17 protein-coding genes and 2 tRNA genes are annotated in these 20,924 nt (G+C 72.1%); 9 read left to right on the plus strand and 10 right to left on the minus strand.

Going from position 1 to position 20,924, the window contains the following annotated elements; translation table 11 throughout:
- Window positions 1-141: 141 nt before the first annotated feature.
- Both C9F11_RS14655 and C9F11_RS14660 read right to left on the minus strand, forming a co-directional pair.
- A complete protein-coding gene (locus tag C9F11_RS14655; protein ID WP_138959714.1) occupies window positions 142-498 on the minus strand; it encodes a DUF4233 domain-containing protein in 357 nt (118 codons plus the stop codon).
- A 5-nt stretch (window positions 499-503) separates the two neighbouring features.
- Window positions 504-2,039, minus strand: a complete 1,536-nt coding sequence (locus C9F11_RS14660; protein ID WP_138959715.1) for a folylpolyglutamate synthase/dihydrofolate synthase family protein — start codon at window positions 2,037-2,039, stop codon at window positions 504-506.
- Between the two features lie 210 nt (window positions 2,040-2,249).
- On the opposite strand from C9F11_RS14660, the gene C9F11_RS14665 reads away from it, so the two are divergent.
- Window positions 2,250-3,257, plus strand: coding sequence for a rod shape-determining protein (locus C9F11_RS14665; protein WP_171075741.1), 1,008 nt, complete (start codon window positions 2,250-2,252; stop codon window positions 3,255-3,257).
- Between the two features lie 118 nt (window positions 3,258-3,375).
- Here the strand turns inward: C9F11_RS14665 and C9F11_RS14670 are convergent, their stop codons facing one another.
- Window positions 3,376-4,557 (minus strand): histidine kinase, encoded by a 1,182-nt coding sequence (locus C9F11_RS14670; protein WP_138959717.1) that lies wholly within the window; start codon window positions 4,555-4,557, stop codon window positions 3,376-3,378.
- 205 nt (window positions 4,558-4,762) lie between these two features.
- On the opposite strand from C9F11_RS14670, the gene C9F11_RS14675 reads away from it, so the two are divergent.
- The 5 genes from C9F11_RS14675 to C9F11_RS14695 all read left to right on the plus strand — a co-directional run bounded on the left by C9F11_RS14675 (window position 4,763) and on the right by C9F11_RS14695 (window position 10,164).
- Window positions 4,763-5,383 carry a hypothetical protein gene (locus C9F11_RS14675; RefSeq protein WP_138959718.1) on the plus strand — a complete coding sequence of 207 codons (621 nt, stop codon included), beginning with the start codon at window positions 4,763-4,765 and terminating at the stop codon, window positions 5,381-5,383.
- A gap of 9 nt (window positions 5,384-5,392) precedes the next feature.
- Window positions 5,393-6,556 carry a PAS domain-containing sensor histidine kinase gene (locus C9F11_RS14680; protein ID WP_138959719.1) on the plus strand — a complete coding sequence of 388 codons (1,164 nt, stop codon included), beginning with the start codon at window positions 5,393-5,395 and terminating at the stop codon, window positions 6,554-6,556.
- Window positions 6,514-7,230 (plus strand): response regulator transcription factor, encoded by a 717-nt coding sequence (locus C9F11_RS14685; protein ID WP_309248739.1) that lies wholly within the window; start codon window positions 6,514-6,516, stop codon window positions 7,228-7,230. Before C9F11_RS14680 ends, C9F11_RS14685 begins: the two co-directional genes overlap by 43 nt.
- Before the next feature lie 398 nt (window positions 7,231-7,628).
- Complete coding sequence (wecB, locus tag C9F11_RS14690; RefSeq protein ID WP_138959720.1) at window positions 7,629-8,774, plus strand: UDP-N-acetylglucosamine 2-epimerase (non-hydrolyzing); 1,146 nt, start codon at window positions 7,629-7,631, stop codon at window positions 8,772-8,774.
- A 37-nt stretch (window positions 8,775-8,811) separates the two neighbouring features.
- Window positions 8,812-10,164, plus strand: a complete 1,353-nt coding sequence (locus C9F11_RS14695) for a glycosyltransferase (protein ID WP_138959721.1) — start codon at window positions 8,812-8,814, stop codon at window positions 10,162-10,164.
- 81 nt (window positions 10,165-10,245) lie between these two features.
- Here C9F11_RS14695 and C9F11_RS14700 read toward each other — a convergent pair whose 3' ends face one another.
- Window positions 10,246-12,870 (minus strand): valine--tRNA ligase, encoded by a 2,625-nt coding sequence (locus C9F11_RS14700; protein ID WP_138959722.1) that lies wholly within the window; start codon window positions 12,868-12,870, stop codon window positions 10,246-10,248.
- A 164-nt stretch (window positions 12,871-13,034) separates the two neighbouring features.
- Here C9F11_RS14700 and C9F11_RS14705 point away from each other — a divergent pair, with 164 nt between their 5' ends.
- Together C9F11_RS14705 and C9F11_RS14710 are read left to right on the plus strand one after the other, a co-directional pair.
- Window positions 13,035-14,030 carry a hypothetical protein gene (locus C9F11_RS14705; RefSeq protein WP_138959723.1) on the plus strand — a complete coding sequence of 332 codons (996 nt, stop codon included), beginning with the start codon at window positions 13,035-13,037 and terminating at the stop codon, window positions 14,028-14,030.
- A 46-nt stretch (window positions 14,031-14,076) separates the two neighbouring features.
- Window positions 14,077-15,108: a sulfur globule family protein gene (locus C9F11_RS14710; RefSeq protein ID WP_138959724.1), complete on the plus strand. Its 1,032-nt coding sequence runs from the start codon at window positions 14,077-14,079 to the stop codon at window positions 15,106-15,108.
- A gap of 67 nt (window positions 15,109-15,175) precedes the next feature.
- Here the strand turns inward: C9F11_RS14710 and C9F11_RS14715 are convergent, their stop codons facing one another.
- The 6 genes from C9F11_RS14715 to C9F11_RS14740 all read right to left on the minus strand — a co-directional run bounded on the left by C9F11_RS14715 (window position 15,176) and on the right by C9F11_RS14740 (window position 20,664).
- On the minus strand, window positions 15,176-15,454 hold the full coding sequence (locus C9F11_RS14715) for a hypothetical protein (protein ID WP_138959725.1): 279 nt from the start codon (window positions 15,452-15,454) through the stop codon (window positions 15,176-15,178).
- 315 nt (window positions 15,455-15,769) lie between these two features.
- A complete protein-coding gene (gene clpX / locus C9F11_RS14720) occupies window positions 15,770-17,056 on the minus strand; it encodes an ATP-dependent Clp protease ATP-binding subunit ClpX (RefSeq protein ID WP_030673850.1) in 1,287 nt (428 codons plus the stop codon).
- A 218-nt stretch (window positions 17,057-17,274) separates the two neighbouring features.
- Window positions 17,275-17,946 carry an ATP-dependent Clp protease proteolytic subunit gene (locus C9F11_RS14725; RefSeq protein WP_138959726.1) on the minus strand — a complete coding sequence of 224 codons (672 nt, stop codon included), beginning with the start codon at window positions 17,944-17,946 and terminating at the stop codon, window positions 17,275-17,277.
- Between the two features lie 103 nt (window positions 17,947-18,049).
- A complete protein-coding gene (locus tag C9F11_RS14730; RefSeq protein ID WP_030362534.1) occupies window positions 18,050-18,655 on the minus strand; it encodes an ATP-dependent Clp protease proteolytic subunit in 606 nt (201 codons plus the stop codon).
- Window positions 18,656-18,985: 330 nt separating this feature from the next.
- Entirely contained in the window at window positions 18,986-20,380 is a 1,395-nt protein-coding gene (gene tig, locus C9F11_RS14735) for a trigger factor (protein ID WP_138959727.1), read from the minus strand.
- A 207-nt stretch (window positions 20,381-20,587) separates the two neighbouring features.
- Window positions 20,588-20,664: transfer RNA gene (locus C9F11_RS14740), tRNA-Pro, on the minus strand.
- A gap of 159 nt (window positions 20,665-20,823) precedes the next feature.
- Here C9F11_RS14740 and C9F11_RS14745 point away from each other — a divergent pair.
- A tRNA-Gly gene (locus C9F11_RS14745) sits at window positions 20,824-20,897 on the plus strand.
- Window positions 20,898-20,924: the final 27 nt, after the last annotated feature.

A 20,924-nucleotide genomic window follows, 5' to 3' on the forward strand; every position in this document is an offset into this window, starting at 1 on the left:
ATATCGGGCCACTCCGGCAGTTCGGGGAAATAGCCCGTCCGGCGTTTGAGGACGAGGCCGGAGGCCGGAGAAAGCCCGTCCGGCGTTTGAGGACGAGCGCGCAGCGCGACGCACGGCCCCGGGGCCCGGGGGGAGGCAGGCTCAGCCCCCGGAGGCCTCCCCCCGCTCGGCCAGCGCAGCGAACCGCGCCTTCGCCTCGTCGATCTTCTGGCCGAAGTGCACCGAAGCCCACCACAGCGCGGCGAACATCGCCCCCATGAAGAACATGATCGGCACCACGAAGCCGCTCGCGATCAGCGCGACCTGGAGGGCCCAGCCGAGCTGGACCCCACCCGGCCGGGTGACCATGCCGCAGAGCAGGACGGACAGGGCCATCGCGACGCCGCACACCGTCCAGACCGTGCTCGTCTCCAGGTCCGGGTCCTTCATGGCGACCAGCCCGGCGAAGCCGATGACGAGGAACTCACCGATGAGGGTCGAAGAACAGAGCGTACGCACAGCGGTCAGCCCCTCCCCAGGAGCAGTCGGGCCTCGCCCACGGTGATGACGGAGCCGGTGACCAGGACGCCGCCGCCCGCGAACTCGCCCTCCTCCTCGGCGAGGGTGATCGCCGCCTCCAGGGCGTCGTCCAGGCGCGGCTCGACCTGGACCCGGTCGTCGCCGAAGACCTCGACGGCGATGGCCGCGAGCTCGTCGGCGCCGAGCGCGCGGTCGCTGGAGTTCCGCGTGACGACGACCTCGGCGAAGATCGGCTCGAAGGCCTCCAGCATGCCGCGCGCGTTCTTCCCGTCGCTCACGCCGAGGACGCCGATCAGCCGGCTGAAGTCGAAGACCTCGCTGATGGACGCGGCGGCGGCGCGGGCCCCCGCCGGGTTGTGCGCGGCGTCCAGGACGACCGTGGGCGAGCGGCGGACGACTTCGAGGCGGCCCGGGGACGCCACCGCGGCGAAGGCCTTGCGGACCGTCTCGATGTCCAGGGGCTCCACGCGCTGGGCGCCGACGCCGAAGAACGCCTCGACGGCGGCGAGCGCCACCGCCGCGTTGTGCGCCTGGTGCTCGCCGTGCAGCGGCAGGAACACCTCCTCGTACTCGCCGCCGAGGCCGCGCAGCGTGAGCAGCTGGCCGCCGACGGCGACCTGGCGGCCGATGAGCCCGAACTCCAGGCCCTCGCGGGCGACCGTGGCGTCCACCTCGACGGCCTTCTTCAGGAGCACCTGCGCGGCGTCCACCGGCTGCTGGGCCAGGATGACCGTCGCGTCCTGCTTGACGATCCCGGACTTCTCCACGGCGATCTCGGCGGGCGTGCTGCCGAGGCGGTCGGTGTGGTCCAGGTCGATGGGGGTGACGACGGCGACCGCGCCGTCGATCACGTTCGTCGCGTCCCAGGTGCCGCCCATGCCGACCTCGACGACGGCGACGTCGACCGGGGCGTCCGCGAAGGCGGCGTACGCCATGCCCGTGAGCACCTCGAAGAAGGAGAGGCGGTGCTCCTCCTTGGCGTCGACGAGGTCCACGTACGGCTTGATGTCCTGATACGCCTCGATGAAGCGCTCGGGGTCGATGGGGGCGCCGTCCAGGCTGATGCGCTCCGTGATCGACTGGACGTGCGGGGACGTGTACCGCCCGGTGCGCAGCTCGAAGGCGCCGAGGAGGGCCTCGATCATGCGGGCCGTGGACGTCTTGCCGTTCGTCCCCGTGATGTGGATCGACGGGTACGCGCGCTGGGGCTCGCCCAGGACGTCCATCAGCAGGGCGATGCGCCGCAGCGACGGGTCCAGCTTGGTCTCGGGCCAGCGGGCCACGAGCTCCCCCTCGACCTCGCGCAGCGCCCTGTCCACCTCGGGGTCGGCGGGGCGGGCCGGGACGTCGCCCTGCGGCGGGCCGCCCTGGGTGCGCAGGGTGCGGCTGCCCGCCTCGATCACGGCGAGGTCCGGGTCGCGTTCGGTCTCGGCGGCGACGATGTCGTCGAACTGGTCGAAGGAGTCGGCCGGGCCGGTCTCGTCGTCGCGCGGGCTGTCGTTCGGAGGGAGGTCACTCACGTACGCCAGTCTACGGAGACCCACCGACAGCGGCCGGGCGGGCGTGGCCCCGCCTGCCCCGGACCCCGCTCCCCCGTGCCCGATCGGCCCCCGGCGGCTGCCCGCGGAGGCCGCGCGGGCCGCCTCCGCCCCGGGTCGGGACTTTAGGCCTGTCCGATTCAGGACTTTGGTCCCTCCGTCACCCGAACGGACCCGGCAAACTTGGCGATCATGGACATAGGGATCGACCTCGGCACCGCCAACACGCTTCTGTACGTCCGCGGTCAGGGCATCGTGCTCAACGAACCGTCCGTGGTCGCCGTCAAGGAAGGCGCGCGCACCGCGCTCGCCGTCGGGACGGAGGCCAAGGAGACCATCGGCCGCACGCCCGGCTCCATCACGGCCATCCGCCCCCTCAAGGACGGCGTGATCAGCGACTTCGAAGCGGCCGAGGAGATGATCCGGCACTTCGTGCGCAAGGCCGTCCCGGGGCGCCGCCCGCGCACCCGCATGGTGGTGTGCGTCCCCAGCGGCGTCACGCCCGTCGAGCGGCGCGCCATCGTGCACGCCGCGCAGCGGGCCGGGGCGCGGGCCGTGCACCTCGTCGAGGAGCCGATGGCGGCGGCGATCGGCGCGGGGCTCCCCGTGGCGGAGCCGCGCGGCTCCATGGTCGTCGACATCGGCGGCGGCACCACCGAGGTCGCCGTGATCTCCCTGGGCGGCATCGTCACGGCCCAGTCCCTGCGCGTCGGCGGCGACCGCCTCGACGTCGCGATCACCGACTACGTCCGCAAGGAGCACGCCCTCCTCATCGGCGAGCGCACCGCCGAGGACATCAAGGTCGGGATCGGCTCGGCGTGGCCGGTGCCCGGCGAGGACTCCTTCGAGGACCGCACCTTCACCGTGCGGGGCCGCGAGAAGGTGGGCGGCCTGCCGAAGACGGTGGAGCTGACCGTGCGGGAGGTGCGGGCCGCTCTCGACGAGCCCGTGGAGGCGATCATCGCGGCGGTGCGGGCCACCCTGGAGGAGTGCCCGCCGGAGCTGTCCGGGGACGTCATGGAGCACGGCATCGTCCTCACCGGGGGCGGGGCGCTGCTGCCCGGGCTCGATCTGCGGCTCGCCTCCGCCACCGGGATCCCCGTCTTCGTGGCCGACGATCCGCTGGACAGCGTGGCGCTGGGGTGCGGCAAGTGCGTGGAGGACTTCGACGGGTTGGAGCGGGTCATGTCGGCGGCGTGAGCCCTCGCGGGCAGCGCCCCAGACCCGCCCCTTCCCGCTCCGGGGGCTGCCGCCCCCGTGCCCCTGCTCCTTTCGGCGCTCCGCGCCTCGTCCTCAAACGCCGGACGGGCTTGAAGGGTCAGGCCGGTTCGTCGGTGGGCAGGTCGGCCTCGACCTCGTACGAGCCGTCGCGCGGGCCCGCGAAGAACGTGCCGCCCAGGGTCCGGACGCGCTCGCCCATCCCGGCCGTCCCGGTCCCCGCGGACACGGGCGCCGCGGGCCCGTCGGGCTCCCCGGCGGCCCCCGGGGCGGGCAGCGGATTGCTGACGCGGACGCGCAGGCGGCCCTCCCGGACGGTGACGCGGACCGTGATGACCTCCCCGGGCGCGTACTTCGCCGCGTTCGTGAGGCACTCCTGCACCACCCGGTGCACGGCCGCCTGGCGCAGGGGCGACAGGCGGTGGGCCGCGGCGTCGACGTGGAGGTCGACGGGGCTGCCCGCGAGGGCGCTGCGCCGGACCAGCTCGGGGAGGGCCTCGACACCGGGCGTGGGGCGGCCGTCGACGCCGCGCTGGACGATGATCTCGTTCAGCATGCGGTGCGCGGAGCGCGCGGTCTCGGAGAGCTCCTCGAAGCCGTCGGCGTGCGGGCCGCCCGCCGCGCGCCGCGCGAGCACCTGGGAGCGGACGCTGAGCAGCGTGAGCTCACGGCCGACGAAGTCGTGCACGTCGCGCGCGATGCGCGCCCGCTCCCGCTGCACCGCCTGCAGCGTCTCCGTCTCGGCCCGCTGGGCCTGGAGCTCGCGGACGAGGTCCTGCCGGTTGGCGGCGACGCCGACGCCCGCGGCGAGCGCCCCGATCGGCACGACGAGGCTGAGGAACTCGCTGAGCGTGTCACCCCGGTGCACCGGCCAGCCGGGCAGATTGAACATCACGTACGCGAAGGACACATAGCCGATCACGCCCACGGCCCCGGCCAGGCGGCCGCGGTAGCGGGCCAGCGAGTACAGGGCGAACTGCGCGAGCGTCAGCTCGTGCAGCCAGCCGAGCAGCACCAGCGCCACCAGGTACGGCACCCACGGCGCGACCCTCCGCAGCAGCAGCGTCCCCGCGCCCGCCGTGAGGACGAGCGCGGCCGTGACCCCGGTCAGCGAATTGTCGGCCGCGGCCAGGCCCGGCACGTCGAGGGCCATCAGGGCGAGGCAGGAACCCGCCGTGAGGAGATCCAGTACACGAGGTTCCCGCGTGCAACGCCGAGCGAGGCGACGGCCCGCGGCCGCCGCCTGGCTGAGCGCCGTGACAGCGGCGGGCCACTCGTGCATGTCCCCTCCATCATCGCTGAGGCCTTCGACCCGACACATCGGACTTTCGGCCCGCGCGCCCGCCCGACGGCGTGACGTGCCGCACCGCGGGGCGTGACGTGCCGCACCGCGGGGGCCGGGGCCGGGCGCCGTCCTCGTACGACAACGGGTGTACTCCCCGGCGCGGCGGCCCCGTCCCCGCGCGGCCCGGCGTTCCAATCGGACCATGTGGTATGCCCAGAATCCGGGTCGCAGGGCCCGTCAGCTCGCCGGGGACGCGGCCGTCCTGGCGTGGACCGCGCTGTGGACCGCCGCCGCCCTCGTCGCCTACCGGCTCGCCGTGCTGCTCGGCCACCCCGGCCCCGACTCGGGCGTCGCCTCGTCGCGGTCCCCCGCCGCGCGCCTGCCCCTGGTCGGCGACGACGTGGGCGCCGCGCTGCGCTCGGTGGCCGGCTTCGTCGACGACGTGGACCCGGTGACGCTGCGCGCCGCGCTCGCCGTGGCCGCGGCGGGCCTGTTCCTGCTGCCCGTCGGCCTCGTCCTCGCGCTCTGGCTGCCGCGCCGGGTGCGCTGGGTGCGGCAGGCCGCCGCCGCCCGGGAGCTGGGCGCCTTCGCCAACGGGCGCGAGCTGCTCGCCCTGCGCGCGCTGCTCCGCCCCCTCGACGAGGTGGCCGAGACCGCCGCCGCCCTGCCGGGCGCGACCCCCGGCAGCCTCGCCGAGGGCTGGCGCACCGCCGACCCGCGCACCCTGGACGCGCTCGCGGACGCCGAACTGGAGCGGCTCGGCCTCGCCCCGGCGCCGGGCCCCGAACCGCTGGGCCCGCCCGCGGCCGAGCCCGCCGGTTAGGCCCGGCGCATGACGACGGAGCCCCGGGGCCTGCACGCCCCGTTCTCCGCGGCCGTGCTGCGGGCCATCCCGATGGGGGCGCTGCTCGTCGGCGACGACGGCCGGGTCGTGGCGGCCAACCCCCAGTTCACGGAGGTCTGCGGCCTGCACGGCGTCGACACCTCGACGGGCGCCCCCGCCGACCCCATCGCCGACGCCGTGACGCGGCTGCTCCCGGAGCGCGACGCCGCCGCGCTGCGCTCGCTGCGCGGCCAGTTCGTCCGCAAGGCCGAGCTCCGCCTGCGCGACGGGCGCACGCTGCGCCGCAGCCGCCAGCCCATCGACGCGGGCGAGCGGCACCTGGGCGTCCTGTGGCTCGTCGAGGACGTCACCGAGCAGCGCCGCTACGAGGCCGACCTGCACCGGCACATCGACACGCTCGGCGACCTCGCCCGCGACCGCGCCGAGTTCGCCGCCCGCACCTCGCACGAGCTGCGCACCCCGCTGGCCACGGTGCTCACCTTCTGCGAACTCCTCAGCGACCCCGCGGGCGGTGCCCTCGACGAGGCCCAGCGCGCGTACCTGGACACGATCCGGCGGGCCGCCACCCGCATGCAGGACATGGCCGACGGGCTCCTGCACCGGTACGCGGAGGCCGCGAGCGGCGCCCCGCCGTCCTTCGCCCCGCTCGACCCGGGCCGCCTGCTGACCCGCCTGGTGCACGACATCACCCCGTGGGCCACCCGCGACGGCGTCTTCGTGGCCCTCGACCTGCCCGGCGGCGGGCCGCCCCCGCTGACCGGCGACGCCGACCAGCTGGAGCGGGCGCTGACCTCGCTGCTCGACAACGCCGTGAAGTTCACCCCCGCCGGCGGCACCGTCACCGTCACCGCCCGGCCGTGCGACGGCCCCGGTGCCGACGAGGCGCCCGCGCCGCCCGGCTGGCGGATCACCATCGCCGACAGCGGCATCGGCATCCCCAAGGAGTTCCAGGAGGAGGTCTTCACCGAGTTCGTCCGCGCCCCGAACGCCCGGCGCGGCGGCTATCCGGGCACCGGCCTCGGACTGAGCGTCGTCCGCGACGCCGTGCGGCTGCACTCCGGCACCGTCGCCGTCCACAGCGACGAGGGGCACGGCACCAGCGTGGAGGTGTGGCTGCCGCTCGGCGGCCCGCCGGGGACCGGCCCGGCATGACCCGGCTGCTGCTCGTCGAGGACGACCCCGACCTGGGACTCGCCCTGCGGGTCCTGTTCACCCGCGCCGGGTACGACGTCGTCACCGCCGACGACGGGCAGGCCGCGCTCAAGCTCCTCTTCGCCCGGCGGCCCGCGCTCATGGTGCTCGACCTGGTCCTGCCCGGCCTCGACGGCTGGGAGGTCCTCGACCGCACCCGCGACCTCACCGATCTGCCCGTCCTCATCCTGTCCGGCCGCACGAGCCCCGCCGAGCGCGTCCGCGGCCTCCGCTCCGGCGCCGACGACTACCTGTGCAAGCCCTTCGACCACGTCGAGCTGCTCGCCCGCGTGGAGGCGCTCCTGCGGCGCTCCAACCCCGAGCAGTGGCGGGGCGACTACGTCGAGGCGGGCCTGCGGCTCGTGCCCGAGCGGCGGTCGGCGGTGTGGCAGGGCCACGAGACGCGGCTGAGCGCCATCGAGTACCGGCTCCTGGAGGTCCTCGTCCGCAACCGGGGGCGGGTCGTCACCATCGAGCAGCTCCTCGACCTCGTCTGGGACGATCCCGGCGGGTCCGGGCGGGAGCGGGTGAAGTTCGCGGTGCTCCGGCTGCGGCGCAAGCTCGCGGTCGGTGAGGGGGACGACCCCTTGGAGTCGGTGCGGGGCCTCGGCTACCGCTACCGGGGCGAGGGCTGAGGCCTGCTGCCCTCGCGGGGCGCCCCAGACCCGCCCCTTCCCGATCCGGGGGCTGCCGCCCCCGTGCCCCCGCTTTTCGGCGCTGCGCGCCTCGTCCTCAAACGCCGGACGGGCTGGAAGATCCAGCCCCTCCGGCGTTTGAGGAGCGGGGGTCTGGGGGCGGAGCCCCCAGGAAGCGGGAAGGGGCGCCCGCGCGCGGAGCGCGCTAATGGACACAGTGGGGCGCCCCGCGAGGGACCTAAGTCCCGGCCCGGCAGGACCAGTGGGCCAGGGCCTTGGACCCGAACAAGCGCGGCCGCAGGCTCCGCAACCGTTGGGCAACCGAAGGCGAGCCACCCCCGCAACCCACGCCCCACAAGCTCCTGCGTATCCCCAAGCCCCACCCGCCAGGAGCCCCGTTGCACGCCCCCGCCCTCCCGCCCCGCTCGGTCGCGATCGTCATCGGCACCCGCCCCGAACTCGTGAAGGTCGCCCACCTGGTCCGCGTCCTCGGCCCGGCCGCACACCTCGTGCACACCGGCCAGCACTACGACGCCGCGCTCTCCGGCCGGTTCCTCACCGAGCTGGGCCTGCCCGAGCCCACCCTGCTCGACGGCATCGGCGGCAAGCCCCGCGCCGTGCAGATCTCCGCGGCCCTGGCCCAGCTCGACGCCCTCTTCGCCGAGGAGCCACCGCTGGCCGTGGTGGTGCAGGGCGACACCAACGCCGCCCTGGCCGGAGCGCTCGCCGCGAACGCCCGCTCGCTGCCGCTCGTCCACGTCGAGGCGGGCCTGCGCAGCCACGACCGGGCGATGCCCGAGGAGCACAACCGCGTCGTCATCGACCAGCTCGCGGACGTGCTCTGCGCGGCCACGGACGACAACCGCGACCTGCTGCGCGCCGAGGGGGTCCCGGCCGGGCGGATCACCGTCACCGGCAACACCGTCGTCGAGGCCGTCCAGGAGCACCTGCCCGCCGCCGCCGAGCGCGCCGCGCTGCTCGCCGCGCACGGCGTGAGCGCCGACCGCTACGTCCTCGCCACCGCGCACCGCCCGGAGAACACCGACGACCCCGCCGCGCTCGCCGCCATCCTGCGCGAGCTCGCCTCCCTCGCCGGGGAACTGCCGGTCCTGTTCGCCGTCCACCCGCGCACCCGCGCCCGGATCGAGGCGGCCGGGCTCACGCACCTGCTCGAACCGCTCACCGAGCTGGCGCCGCTCGGCTACGGCGAGTTCCTCGGCCTCGCCCGGCACGCCGCCGTCATCGTGTCCGACTCGGGCGGCATCCAGGAGGAGACCACCGTCCTGGGCCGGCCCCTGGTCGTCGTACGCCGGTCCACGGAGCGGCCCGAGGCCATGGACGCCGGGTTCGCCGAGCTCGTCCCGCCGGGCCGGGAGATCGGCCGCGCGGCGCGCCGCCGCCTCGCGGAGGGCCCAGACGGCCTGCGGCACCTCGCCGGGCTGCCGTCCCCGTTCGGCGACGGGCTCGCCTCGCAGCGGATCGCCGTCCTCCTCGGCGCCCTCGCCGCGGGCCGCACCGAACGCGAGCTCCCCGCCGCCGCCTGACCGGCTCCTCCCCCGTCCCCCACCGCACGAGGACCCCATGCTCACCCCCCACGTCCTGCTCTACGCCCTGCCGTTCCTGCTGCTCGCCTGCTTCCTGCTGTACTGGGCCGGGTCCCGCCACGCCTACGTGCGCCGACCCGAGGCAGCGGAAGGCGACTCCGCGCCCTTCACCTGGCACTTCTTCGTGCCGTGCCGCGACGAGGAGACCGTCATCGGCACGACCGTCGCCCAGCTGCGGGCCGACTTCCCGGCCGCGCACGTCTGGGTCGTCGACGACGACAGCGAGGACACCACCGCGGCCGTCGTCACCGCCCTCGCGGCGGACGACGCCCGGGTGCACCTGGTCTCGCGGCGCCGCCCCGACGCCCGCATCGGCAAGGGCGCGGCCCTCAACTCCGCGTACGCGGCGCTGAACGCCTTCCTGCCCGCGGACACCGACCGGTCCCTGGTCGTGGTGTGCGTCGTGGACGCCGACGGGCGGCTCGCCCCGGACGCCCTCGCCCGGGTCAGCGGGCAGGGCGGGTTCGCCGACCCCGAGGTGGGCGGCGTCCAGGTCAGCGTGCGGATGCGCAACGTCGACGAGGAGCGGCCGCCGCTGCCCGAGCGCGGGCGCCTCGCCAACGCCGTCGCGCGGCTCCTGGTGCGCATGCAGGATATGGAGTTCGCCGTGTCCAACGCGGGCATGCAGCTGCTGCGCGGCCGCACCGGCTCCGTGGGCCTGGGCGGCAACGGCCAGTTCACCCGGCTCACCGCCCTGGACCACATCGCCGCCACCGAGCGCCGCCCCTGGCAGCGCGACGCGCTCCTGGAGGACTACGAGCTGGGCCTGCACATGATCCTGGGCGGCTACCGGATCGCGCACATCGCCGACACCTACGTCTCGCAGGAGGGCCTGCCGCGCCTGCGCCGCTTCCTCACCCAGCGCACCCGCTGGGCGCAGGGCAACCTCCAGTGCGTGCGGTACGCGCCGCGCATCGTCGCCTCGCGCCACTACTCGGGCCGCGGCGTCCTGGAGACCCTGTACACGTTCATGCAGCCCCTCGCGCACGTCGCGACGCTCGTCCTGAGCGTGCTGCTGCTCGGCAGCGTCGTCGTGGGCGGCTCGATGCGCGACGCGTTCCTCGGCGCGTGGCCGCTGATCCTTGGCCTGTGCGCCCTGTCGGTGCTGCCGTTCGTGGCCTGGGGCCCGCTCTACCGCCGCGACTACGCGCCCGACCGCTCCCGGCTCACGGGCCTGCTGTGGGGTCTCGCCCTGTGGGTGTACGCGTACCACGTGTTCATCGTGGCGGCGCGCGGCTTCCTGCGCCTGCTGCGCGGCCGCAACGGCTGGGCCAAGACGCGCCGCAACGCGGAGGCCGTGGGGACGGGGCCGGTCGCCACCGAGGCGTAAGGGACGACGCGGGGACACGACGAAGGCGCCCGGAACTCCTGAGAGTTCCGGGCGCCTTCGCATGCCCGCGGGCGAACTGCCTTACGCCGCCGAGAGGTTGTCCAGCTGGGCCTGGAGACGCGCGATGTCCTCGTCGGCCTTGGCGAGGCGGCCGCGGATCTTGTCGACCACCTGGTCGGGGGCCTTCGCCAGGAACGCCTCGTTGCCGAGCTTGGCGGTGGCCTGGGCCTTCTCCTTCTCGGCGGCGGACAGGTCCTTGGCGAGCCGCTTGCGCTCCGCCGCCACGTCGATCGTGCCGGACAGGTCGAGCGCGACCGTGGCACCCGCGACCGGCAGGGTCGCCGTGGCCGCGAAGGCCTCGCCCTCCGGCTGGAGGCGCAGGAGCTGGCGGACGGCGGCCTCGTGCGCGGCGAACGGCGTGCCGTCGAGCGTGAGGCGGGCCGGGACCTTCTGGCCGGGCTGGAGACCCTGGTCGGCGCGGAACCTGCGGACCTCGGTGACCAGGTCCTGGACGGAGGCGATCTCCTTCTCGGCGCCCGCGTCCCGGAAGCCACTGTCCTTGGGCCAGGCGGCGATGACCACGGACTCGCCGCCGGTCAGCGTGGTCCACAGGGTCTCCGTCACGAACGGCACGACCGGGTGGAGCAGGCGCAGCGTGACGTCGAGGACCTCGCCGAGGACGCGCTTGCTGACCTCGGCGGCCGGGCCGCCCGCCATGAACGTGGTCTTGGACAGCTCCACGTACCAGTCGAAGACCTCGTCCCAGGCGAAGTGGAAGAGGGCGTCGGAGAGCTTCGCGAACTGGTAGTCCTCGTAGTACGCGTCGACCTCGGCGACCACGGTGTTGAGGCGCGAGAGGATCCAGCGGTCGGTGGCCGACATCTCGGCGGCGTCCGGCAGCGGGCCCTCGACCGTGGCGCCGTTCATCAGCGCGAAGCGGGTCGCGTTCCAGATCTTGTTGGCGAAGTTGCGGGAGCCCTGGACCCAGTCCTCGCCGATCGGCACGTCGACGCCGGGGTTGGCGCCGCGCGCGAGGGTGAAGCGCAGGGCGTCGGAGCCGTACTTGTCCATCCAGTCGAGCGGGTTGACCGCGTTCCCGAAGGACTTCGACATCTTCTTGCCGAACTGGTCGCGGACCATGCCGTGCAGGGCGACGGTGTGGAACGGCGGGGTGCCGTCCATCGCGTACAGGCCGAACATCATCATCCGGGCGACCCAGAAGAAGAGGATGTCGTAGCCGGTGACCAGGACGGAGTTCGGGTAGAACTTCGCGAGGCTCTCCGTCCGCTCCGGCCAGCCGAGCGTGGAGAACGGCCACAGGCCGGAGGAAAACCAGGTGTCGAGGACGTCGGTGTCCTGCGTCCAGCCCTCGCCGGTGGGCGCCTGCTCGTCGGGGCCGACGCAGACGATCTCGCCGTTCGGGCCGTACCAGACCGGGATGCGGTGGCCCCACCACAGCTGGCGCGAGATGCACCAGTCGTGGAGGTTGTCGACCCAGTCGAAGTAGCGCTTCTCCATCTCCTGCGGGTGGATCTTGACCTTGCCGTCGCGGACCGCGTCACCGGCGGCCTTGGCGAGCGGGCCGACCTTGACCCACCACTGCATGGAGAGCCGCGGCTCGATGGTGGTCTTGCAGCGCGAGCAGTGGCCCACGGAGTGGGAGTACGGGCGCTTCTCGGCGACGATGCGGCCCTCGGCGCGCAGCGCGCCGACGATGGCGGAGCGGGCCTCCAGGCGGTCCAGGCCCTGGAAGGGGCCGGGGACCGTGATGACCGCGTGCTCGTCCATGACCGTGATGTTCGGCAGGTCGTGGCGCTGGCCGATCTCGAAGTCGTTCGGGTCGTGCGCCGGGGTCACCTTGACGGCGCCGGTGCCGAACTCCGGGTCGACGTGCGTGTCGGCGACGACGGGGATGGAGCGGTCGGTCAGCGGCAGCTTGATCCGCTTGCCGACCAGGTGCTTGTACCGCTCGTCGTCGGGGTGCACGGCGACGGCGGTGTCACCCAGCATGGTCTCGGCGCGGGTGGTGGCGACGACGATCGTCTCGTCGCCCTCGCCGTACGTCATGGAGACGAGCTCGCCGTCGTCGTCCTGGTACTCCACCTCGATGTCGGAGATGGCGGTCAGACAGCGGGGGCACCAGTTGATGATGCGCTCGGCGCGGTAGATCAGCTCGTCGTCGTAGAGCCGCTTGAAGATCGTCTGGACGGCCTGGGAGAGGCCCTCGTCCATGGTGAAGCGCTCGCGGGACCAGGCGACGCCGTCGCCGAGGCGGCGCATCTGGCCGGAGATCTGGCCGCCGGACTCGCCCTTCCACTGCCAGACGCGCTCGACGAAGGCCTCGCGGCCCAGGTCGTGGCGGGACTTGCCCTCCTTGCCGAGCTCGCGCTCCACCACGTTCTGCGTGGCGATGCCGGCGTGGTCCATGCCGGGCTGCCACAGCACCTCGTAGCCCTGCATGCGCTTGCGGCGGGTGAGGGCGTCGATGAGGGTGTGCTCGAAGGCGTGGCCCAGGTGCAGGCTGCCGGTGACGTTCGGCGGGGGGATGACGACGGTGAAGGGCTCCTTGTCGCTCTTCGCGTCCGCGTCGAAGTAACCGCGCTCTACCCAGCGCTCGTACAGCGTCCCCTCTACCTCGGCCGGTGCGTACTGCGTCGGGAGCTCGGGAGTGGTCGCTGGGGGCTGCTGCTGAGCGTTCTCGGTCACGGGCCCAGTTTAGGGGTGTCACAGTGTGGTCCCGAAACCGGAATCTTCAGTAACGGTTGACTCCCCGGGCCCCACGGTGCTCCAGGCGTCGGTCAGGATGTCGGGAACACATAAACGTGTGGGAGAACGTAGGCGCACACACGCGTTCGAGGGGGAGCTTCATCATGAGCTACAACCAGCCGGGCCCGTACGGCGGCCAGCAGCCGCAGCAGCCTGGGCCGTACGGCGGCGGTCAGCCCCAGCAGCCCGGTCCGTACGGCGGCGGTCAGCCCCAGCAGCCCGGTCCGTACGGCGGCCAGCCCCAGCAGCCCCCGTACGGCCAGCCGCCGCAGACCCCGCCGCCCGGCTACGGCTACCCCCAGCAGCCCCCGCAGGCGCCCCCGTACGGCCAGCCGCAGGCCCCGTACGGGCAGCCGCCCCAGGGCCCTTACGGGCAGCCGCCGCAGGCTCCCTACGGGCAGGTCCCGCCGCCCCCGCCGCCGAGCGGAGGCGGCGGCAAGAAGACGGGCCTGATCATCGGCGCGGTCGCGGTGGTCGCGGCGATCGGTGTCGGCGCGTACTTCGTCGTCGGGAGCGACGACGGCGGCTCCGGCTCGGTCAGCGACGACGGGCCGCACAAGCTGGTGTCCCCGGCCTCGGTCGGCGAGTACCAGAAGGACGCCTCGTCGGACTCCTCCGGCGGCCCGCTGGGCGACGCCGGCAAGGAGGACGCCGCCGCGATCGGGATCAAGAACGCCGTGCAGGAGAAGGCGGACTACAAGTCCGGCTCCGGGCTCAAGACGAAGGGCCTGAACGTCGTCGGCATGTCAGGTGAGATCAGCGACCCGGAGAAGACCATCGACAAGGCGTTCGAGAAGATACACGAGCAGACGGAGAAGGACAGCGACGGCGGCAAGGAAGAGGTCACCTGGCAGGGCAGCCCGGAGTCGGTCTCGCCGGACGCCCTGGACAACGCGCTGATGAAGTGCCAGCGGGCCAAGGTCTCCGAGGGCGGCAAGAGCCTGGAGATCCCGATCTGCGCCTGGTCCGACCGGAGCACCGCCGGCATCGTGACCGCCACCGACGCCGCCGCCTTCATCTCCGGCGGGGACGGCATGGCGACGGACGACGTCGCCGACCTCGCCGCCAAGTACCGCGACGCGGCCCGCGTGAAGAAGTGACGCGCGCACGCGCTCGCAGCAGCAGTTAACGGAGGGAACCCCAGCAATGAGCTTCAACCAGCCGGGCCCGTACGGCGGCCAGCAGCCTGGTCCGTACGGGGGCCAGCAGCCCGGTCCGTACGGCGGCGGCCAGCCGCAGCAGCCGGGCCCCTACGGGCAGCCGCCCCAGGCCCCGCCGCCCGGCTACGGCTACCCGCCCCAGGCCCCGCAGCAGCCCGGCTACGGCTATCCGCAGCAGGCACCCCAGGGCGTCCCGCCGCAGCAGGCCCCCTACGGCCAGCCCCAGGCGCCCTACGGCCAGCCGCCGCAGGCTCCCTACGGGCAGGTCCCGCCGCCCCCGCCGCCGAGCGGAGGCGGCAGCAAGAAGGCGGGCGCCGTCATCGGCGCGGTCGCGGTGGTCGTGGCGGTCGCGGTCGGCGGCTACTTCTTGTTCGCGGGCGACGACAACGGTGGCAGCGGCTCGGTCAAGGACGACGGCCCCCACAAGCTGACGGCGCCCACGACCGTACTCGGCGACTACACGAAGAAGGAGTCCAAGGAGGACTCCATGACGTCCGAGAGCCGCGCGAAGGCCGAGAAGAACGGCGTGAAGAACGCCAAGGACCTGACCGTGCAGTACCAGTCGGGCAGCGACGACAACCCGCTGGCACGGAAACTGCTCCAGCTCAACGGCCTCTACGGAGACATCGAGAACCCGGAGAAGGTCGTCGACTACATGTTCACCAGGGCGCAGGACGGCTTCTCCGATGAGTCGGACTCGTCCTCCGGCGCCGGATCGAGCGGCAAGGAACTCACCCCGATCGGCGAGCCCAAGTCGTACAACCCCTCCGAGCTCGACGGCGCGATCATGAAGTGCCAGGAGATGAAGGTGGACCTCGGGTCCGGCTCCTCCTCGTCGGCCGGGTCCCAGGCCCCGAAGGAGATGAAGATGCCCGTGTGCATCTGGGGCGACAACAGCACGATCGGCGTCGTCATCACCACGGACGTGGCGGGCGCGCTCGGGGGCAAGAGCCCCGACCTGGGAGAGGCCGCCACCACCGCGGCCAAGTTCCGCAAGGAAGTCCGCGTCAAGCTCTAGAGCAACTGCCCGCTTGGAGGGGGCTGGACCAACGTCCGAACACCCCCCCAAGCGGGCACAACAAGGGCTAAACGCCCCGCCTTGCGAGGATGCACGCCTCCGTACCGTGCGCGCTCTTGACGCCGGCCACGGTGAGTATGAGCGCGCACTGGCCGTGGTGAACCGGATTACTCGAAGCCCCGGTGGTGCATGCCGACCTCACCTTGGTTCCAACCTTGTAGCCCTTGTGGTCGAGGTACGACATGCAGTCCCAGGCCTTCGCCGACGCGGGCGCGGCAGCCACCAAGGGCACAATGCTCACAGCAGCCGTCACACCGGCAGCCGCCAACGCGTACTTGATCTTCATAGTTCTCATGATTCCTGCCCCCTGCGTTACTCAAGGCACCCGACTGGTCACGGAGAACAAGATCACGACATTCGCGTACTCGTCCAATCACTCCCCTTAAGGCCAACTGAGCAGCAGCGGCTCCAGGGCCGCCTAGGGCGACGAGGCGCACAAGTTGATCACGCTTGAGGCCCGCTCGGCGGGCACAAGATGAGCAGTGGCTTCTTGCCGGGCGGCTTTCGATGACCTTGAGGCTTCCGAGTGAGCGGCGCATGCGACAGGGGCGCCCGGCGAGGTCGAATCGCCGGGCGCCCCTGGTGGTTGAGCGGGTCGGTGCTAGGCCGACTTCTGCTCGCCCGCGCCCGGGCCCCGCACCTCGCGCGGGACCAGCGTCGGATTCACGTTGGAGTGGACGACGTCCGCCGTGATGACGACGCGGGCGACGTCCTTGCGGGACGGCACCTCGTACATCACCGACTGGAGGACCTCCTCCATGATGGCGCGCAGGCCGCGCGCGCCGGTCTGGCGCAGGATCGCCTGGTCCGCGATGGCCTCCAGGGCCTCGCGCTCGAAGTCCAGCTCCACACCGTCGAGTTCGAAGAGTCGCTGGTACTGCTTCACCAGCGCGTTACGCGGCTCGACGAGGATCTGGAGCAGGGCCTCGCGGTCGAGGTTGTGGACCGAGGTGATGACGGGAAGGCGGCCGATGAACTCGGGGATCATCCCGAACTTCACCAGGTCCTCCGGCATGATGTCCTCGAACTGGTCCTTCTCCTCCAGCTCCCGCTTGGAGCGGATGGTGGCGCCGAAGCCGATGCCCTTCGCGCCCGCCCGGGCCTCGATGATCTTCTCCAGGCCCGCGAAGGCGCCGCCCACGATGAACAGCACGTTCGTCGTGTCGATCTGGATGAACTCCTGGTGCGGGTGCTTGCGGCCGCCCTGCGGCGGGACCGAGGCCGTCGTGCCCTCCAGGATCTTGAGGAGGGCCTGCTGGACGCCTTCACCCGAAACGTCACGCGTGATCGACGGGTTCTCGCTCTTCCGGGCGACCTTGTCGATCTCGTCGATGTAGATGATGCCCGTCTCGGCCTTCTTGACGTCGTAGTCGGCGGCCTGGATGAGCTTGAGGAGGATGTTCTCCACGTCCTCGCCCACGTACCCCGCCTCGGTGAGCGCGGTGGCGTCCGCGATGGCGAAGGGGACGTTCAGCATGCGGGCCAGGGTCTGGGCGAGCAGCGTCTTGCCGGAGCCGGTGGGGCCGAGCAGCAGGATGTTGGACTTCGCCAGCTCGATGGCGTCCTCGCGGCCCTGCGCGCCGCCGTTCTCCCCGGCCTGGACGCGCTTGTAGTGGTTGTAGACGGCGACGGAGAGGGCCTTCTTGGCGGGCTCCTGGCCGACTACGTACCCCTCGAGGAACTCGTAGATCTCGCGGGGCTTGGGCAGCTCTTCCCAGCGGACCTCGCTCGTCTCGGCGAGCTCCTCCTCGATGATCTCGTTGCAGAGGTCGATGCACTCATCGCAGATGTACACGCCCGGGCCTGCGATGAGCTTCTTGACCTGCTTCTGACTCTTTCCGCAGAACGAGCACTTGAGCAGATCGCCGCCGTCACCGATGCGTGCCACGGTGTGCTTCCCCTTCGCCTGGGAGACGCCGTTGGTCCAGCGGCTCCTGGTGCCTTGTATCCGACGGTACCTTGCCTGGCCCCCCGTTCGGGCCCCCCTTGGCGCGGTTCGCTGCTACGCGGAACCGTGAAGAACTACGAAATGTCGCAGATCGCCACGGACCGACGCGACCGCGCCAAGGAGCGGGCAGTTGGTGCTGCGGTTTCCCCGGACGAGTATCAGGCGACCGCGGAGTTGTTCATCTTGCGGGTGGAGATGATCTGGTCGATCAGGCCGTACTCGAGCGCGTCCTCGGCGGTGAGGATCTTGTCGCGCTCGATGTCCTCGCGGATCTTCTCGATCGGCGTCGAGGAGTGCTTGGCCAGCATGTCCTCGAGCTGCGTGCGCATCCGGAGGATCTCGTTGGCCGCGATCTCCAGGTCGGAGAGCTGCTCGCGGCCGGTGCCGCCGGACGGCTGGTGGATCAGCACGCGCGCGTTCGGCAGGGCCATCCGCTTGCCGGGGGTGCCGGCGGCCAGGAGCACGGCCGCGGCGGAGGACGCCTGGCCCATGCAGACCGTCTGGATGTCCGGCTTCACGAACTGCATCGTGTCGTAGATGGCCGTCAGGGCGGTGAAGGAGCCGCCCGGGCTGTTGATGTAGACCGAGATGTCCCGGTCGGGGTCCATCGACTCCAGGCACAGGAGCTGCGCCATGACGTCGTTGGCGGAGGCGTCGTCGATCTGGACGCCGAGGAAGATCACGCGCTCCTCGAAGAGCTTCGCGTACGGGTCGTACTCGCGCACGCCCTGCGACGTGCGCTCGACGAAGCGCGGGATCACGTAACGGTTGTCCACCTGGGGGCCGGTGTGCAGGCCCGCGGGCTGGCCGCTGATGGGGAAGCTGTTCATCTGAGGTGTTCCGTCCTGGTGATGAGCGTGGGCTTGGTCGGCTGGGGCCGGCCGCTGCGGGCCGCCCCGGGCGGGGGCCTCCTCAGGCCCCCTGGGCGCCTTCTCAGGCGCCCGTGCCGCCGCCGCCCGGAACACCGGAAGCGGCGCTGATGATCTCGTCGATGAGGCCGTACTCCTTGGCCTCCTCGGTGGTGAACCAGCGGTCGCGGTCACCGTCGCGGATGATCGCCTCGACCGTCTGGCCGGAGTGGCGGGCGGTGATCTCGGCCATCCGCTGCTTGGTGCGCAGCAGGTACTCGGCCTGGATCTTGACGTCCGAGGCCGTGCCGCCGATGCCCGCGGAGCCCTGGTGCATCAGGATGTCCGTGTGCGGCAGGGCGAAGCGCTTGCCCGCGGTGCCGCCGGTCAGCAGGAACTGACCCATGGAGGCGGCCATGCCCATGCCGATCGTCACCACGTCGTTCGGGATGTACTGCATGGTGTCGTAGATCGCCATGCCGGCGGTCACCGAGCCGCCGGGGCTGTTGATGTAGAGGTAGATGTCCTTCGAGGGGTCGGCCGCGAGGAGGAGCATCTGCGCCGTGATCTTGTTCGCGATGTCGTCGTCGACCTGCTGGCCGAGGAAGACGATGCGCTCGCCGAGCAGCCGGTTGTAGACATGGTCGCCGAGGCCACCACCGATGGACGGCTCACCGGCTGCGTAAGGCATCAGATTCGTCACGTATCCACCTGCTCGTCTCTGACGGCACCGGCCGTCTCAGCATCTTCGTTCTGAGGGCAACGACTCCACTGCCCCCGTATTCATGGACCCTAACGCGCGGCCCCCTTCGGGGAATCCCGCAAGGGCAACTGTTCGCTGTGAGCGCAGGTAGCACGCCCTGCGCACAGCGCCCCGAAGGGGCGCCGGGAACCGCGCGCCCGGCCCACCGCGGAGCAGCGCCCGCACGCGCTCCGGAAGGGGCGGACGCGTACGCCCCGCGGGGCGTGAAGGGCCCCCGGGACGGGTGTCCCGGGGGCCCTTCACGTACTACTGGGGGGATCAGGCCTCGGCCTTCTCCTCACCGTCCTTGTCCGCCTCGGCGGCGGCCTCGGCGGCCTCGCCCTCGGCGGAGTCGGCCTCGTCCTCGTCGTCGAGGTCCACGACCTCGCCGTTGGTGTCCTTGACCGTGGCGGCCTCGACGACCACCGCGAGCGCCTTGCCGCGGGCGACCTCGCCGACGAGCATCGGGACCTGGCCGCCCTCGACGACAGCCTGGGCGAACTGGTCGGGGCTCATGCCGGAGGACTGGGCGCGACGCATGAGGTGCTCGGTGAGCTCCTCCTGGTTCACGTTCAGCTTCTCCTTGTTGACCAGCTCGTCGAGGATGAACTGGGTCTTGATGCCCTTGACCGCCTGCTCGCGGGTCTCGGCGTCGAACTCCTCCTCGGTCTTGCCCTGGATCTCCAGGTACTTGCCGAGGTCGAGGCCCATCTGGCCGAGCTGGTGGTGCTCCAGGTTGTGCTTGCGGGTGCGGATCTCGTCCTCGAGGAGCTTCTCGGGGACCGGCACCTCGACGAGCTCCAGGAGCTTGTCCAGGACGCGCTCCTGGGCCTGGGTGGCCTGGTCGAACTGGCGGGCCGTCTCCAGGCGCTTGCGGCTGTCGCCCTTCAGCTCGTCCAGGGTGTCGAACTCGGACGCCAGCTGCGCGAAGTCGTCGTCCAGCTCCGGCAGTTCGCGCTTGGCGACCTGGGTGACCTTGACGGTGACCTCGGCCTCCTTGCCCGCCGCGGAGCCGCCCTTCAGCTCGGAGGTGAAGGTGGCCTCGCCGTCGGCCTCCAGGCCCTTCACGGCGTCGTCGATGCCCTCGAGGAGCTCGCCGGAGCCGATGGTGTACGAGACGCCGCTGGCGACGCCGTCCTCCAGGACCTCGCCGTCGACCTTGGCCTCCAGGTCGATCGTCACGACGTCGCCGTCCTCGGCGGCGCGCTCGACCGGCGCGGTGGACGCGAAGCGGCCCCGCAGGTCCTCGACGGCCTTGTCGACGTCCTCGTCGCTGACCTCGACCGCGTCGACCTCGACCTCGATGCCGGAGTAGTCCGGGATCTCGATGGTCGGGCGGACGTCGACCTCGGCGGTGAAGCTGAGGGTCTCGTTGTCCTTGAGCTCGGTGATGTCGACCTCGGGCTGGCCGAGGACGTTGAGCTCGGCCTCGTTGACCGCCTCCGTGTAGAACTTCGGGAGGGCGTCGTTGACGGCCTCCTCCAGCACAGCACCGCGGCCGAACCGCTGGTCGATGACCCGGGCGGGGATCTTGCCCTTACGGAAGCCCTTCACCGTGACCTGCTGGTTGATCTTCTTGTACGCCGCGTCGAGGCTGTCCTTGAGCTCCTCGAAGGGCACCTCGACAGTGAGCCGAACCCGGGTCGGGTTCAGGGTCTCCACGGCGCTCTTCACGGTTCGGTCTCCTTGTGGGCTGACTGCTTGGGTTTCTGCCCGGTCGAGAGACACACGGGCACACAGCTTGCATAGTAACGGCACGCGGGAGCCGACCCACAATGCGATCTTGAAAGACGGGCCGAAGACAGGCCGCGAATCCGGCCGGAGCGCCCGCATCCGGATCCTCGGCCCGGGAAACCGGCCACTGAGCTGGAGAGATCCTGCTGGTCGGGGTGGCGGGATTTGAACCCACGGCCTTCCGCTCCCAAAGCGGACGCGCTACCAAGCTGCGCCACACCCCGTCGGTGCGACACGTAGGGTACATGCCCGCGGGGGGTGCGGCGCCCGCTTGCGGGGGCGCGCGCAGAGCGCGGGGACGGGGGTGTGCGGCGGACCGCCGTGACCCGCTACGATGCATGCCGTGCCGCGCTCGCCGATCTGCGAGCCGCTGCACCAGCTGTGCGGGCGTAGCTCAATGGTAGAGCCCTAGTCTTCCAAACTAGCTACGCGGGTTCGATTCCCGTCGCCCGCTCCACGGCCTCCGGCCCGGCGCCCAGGTTCG

Source organism: Streptomyces sp. YIM 121038, from assembly GCF_006088715.1.
In the GTDB taxonomy this organism is placed as follows: Bacteria; Actinomycetota; Actinomycetes; order Streptomycetales; family Streptomycetaceae; genus Streptomyces.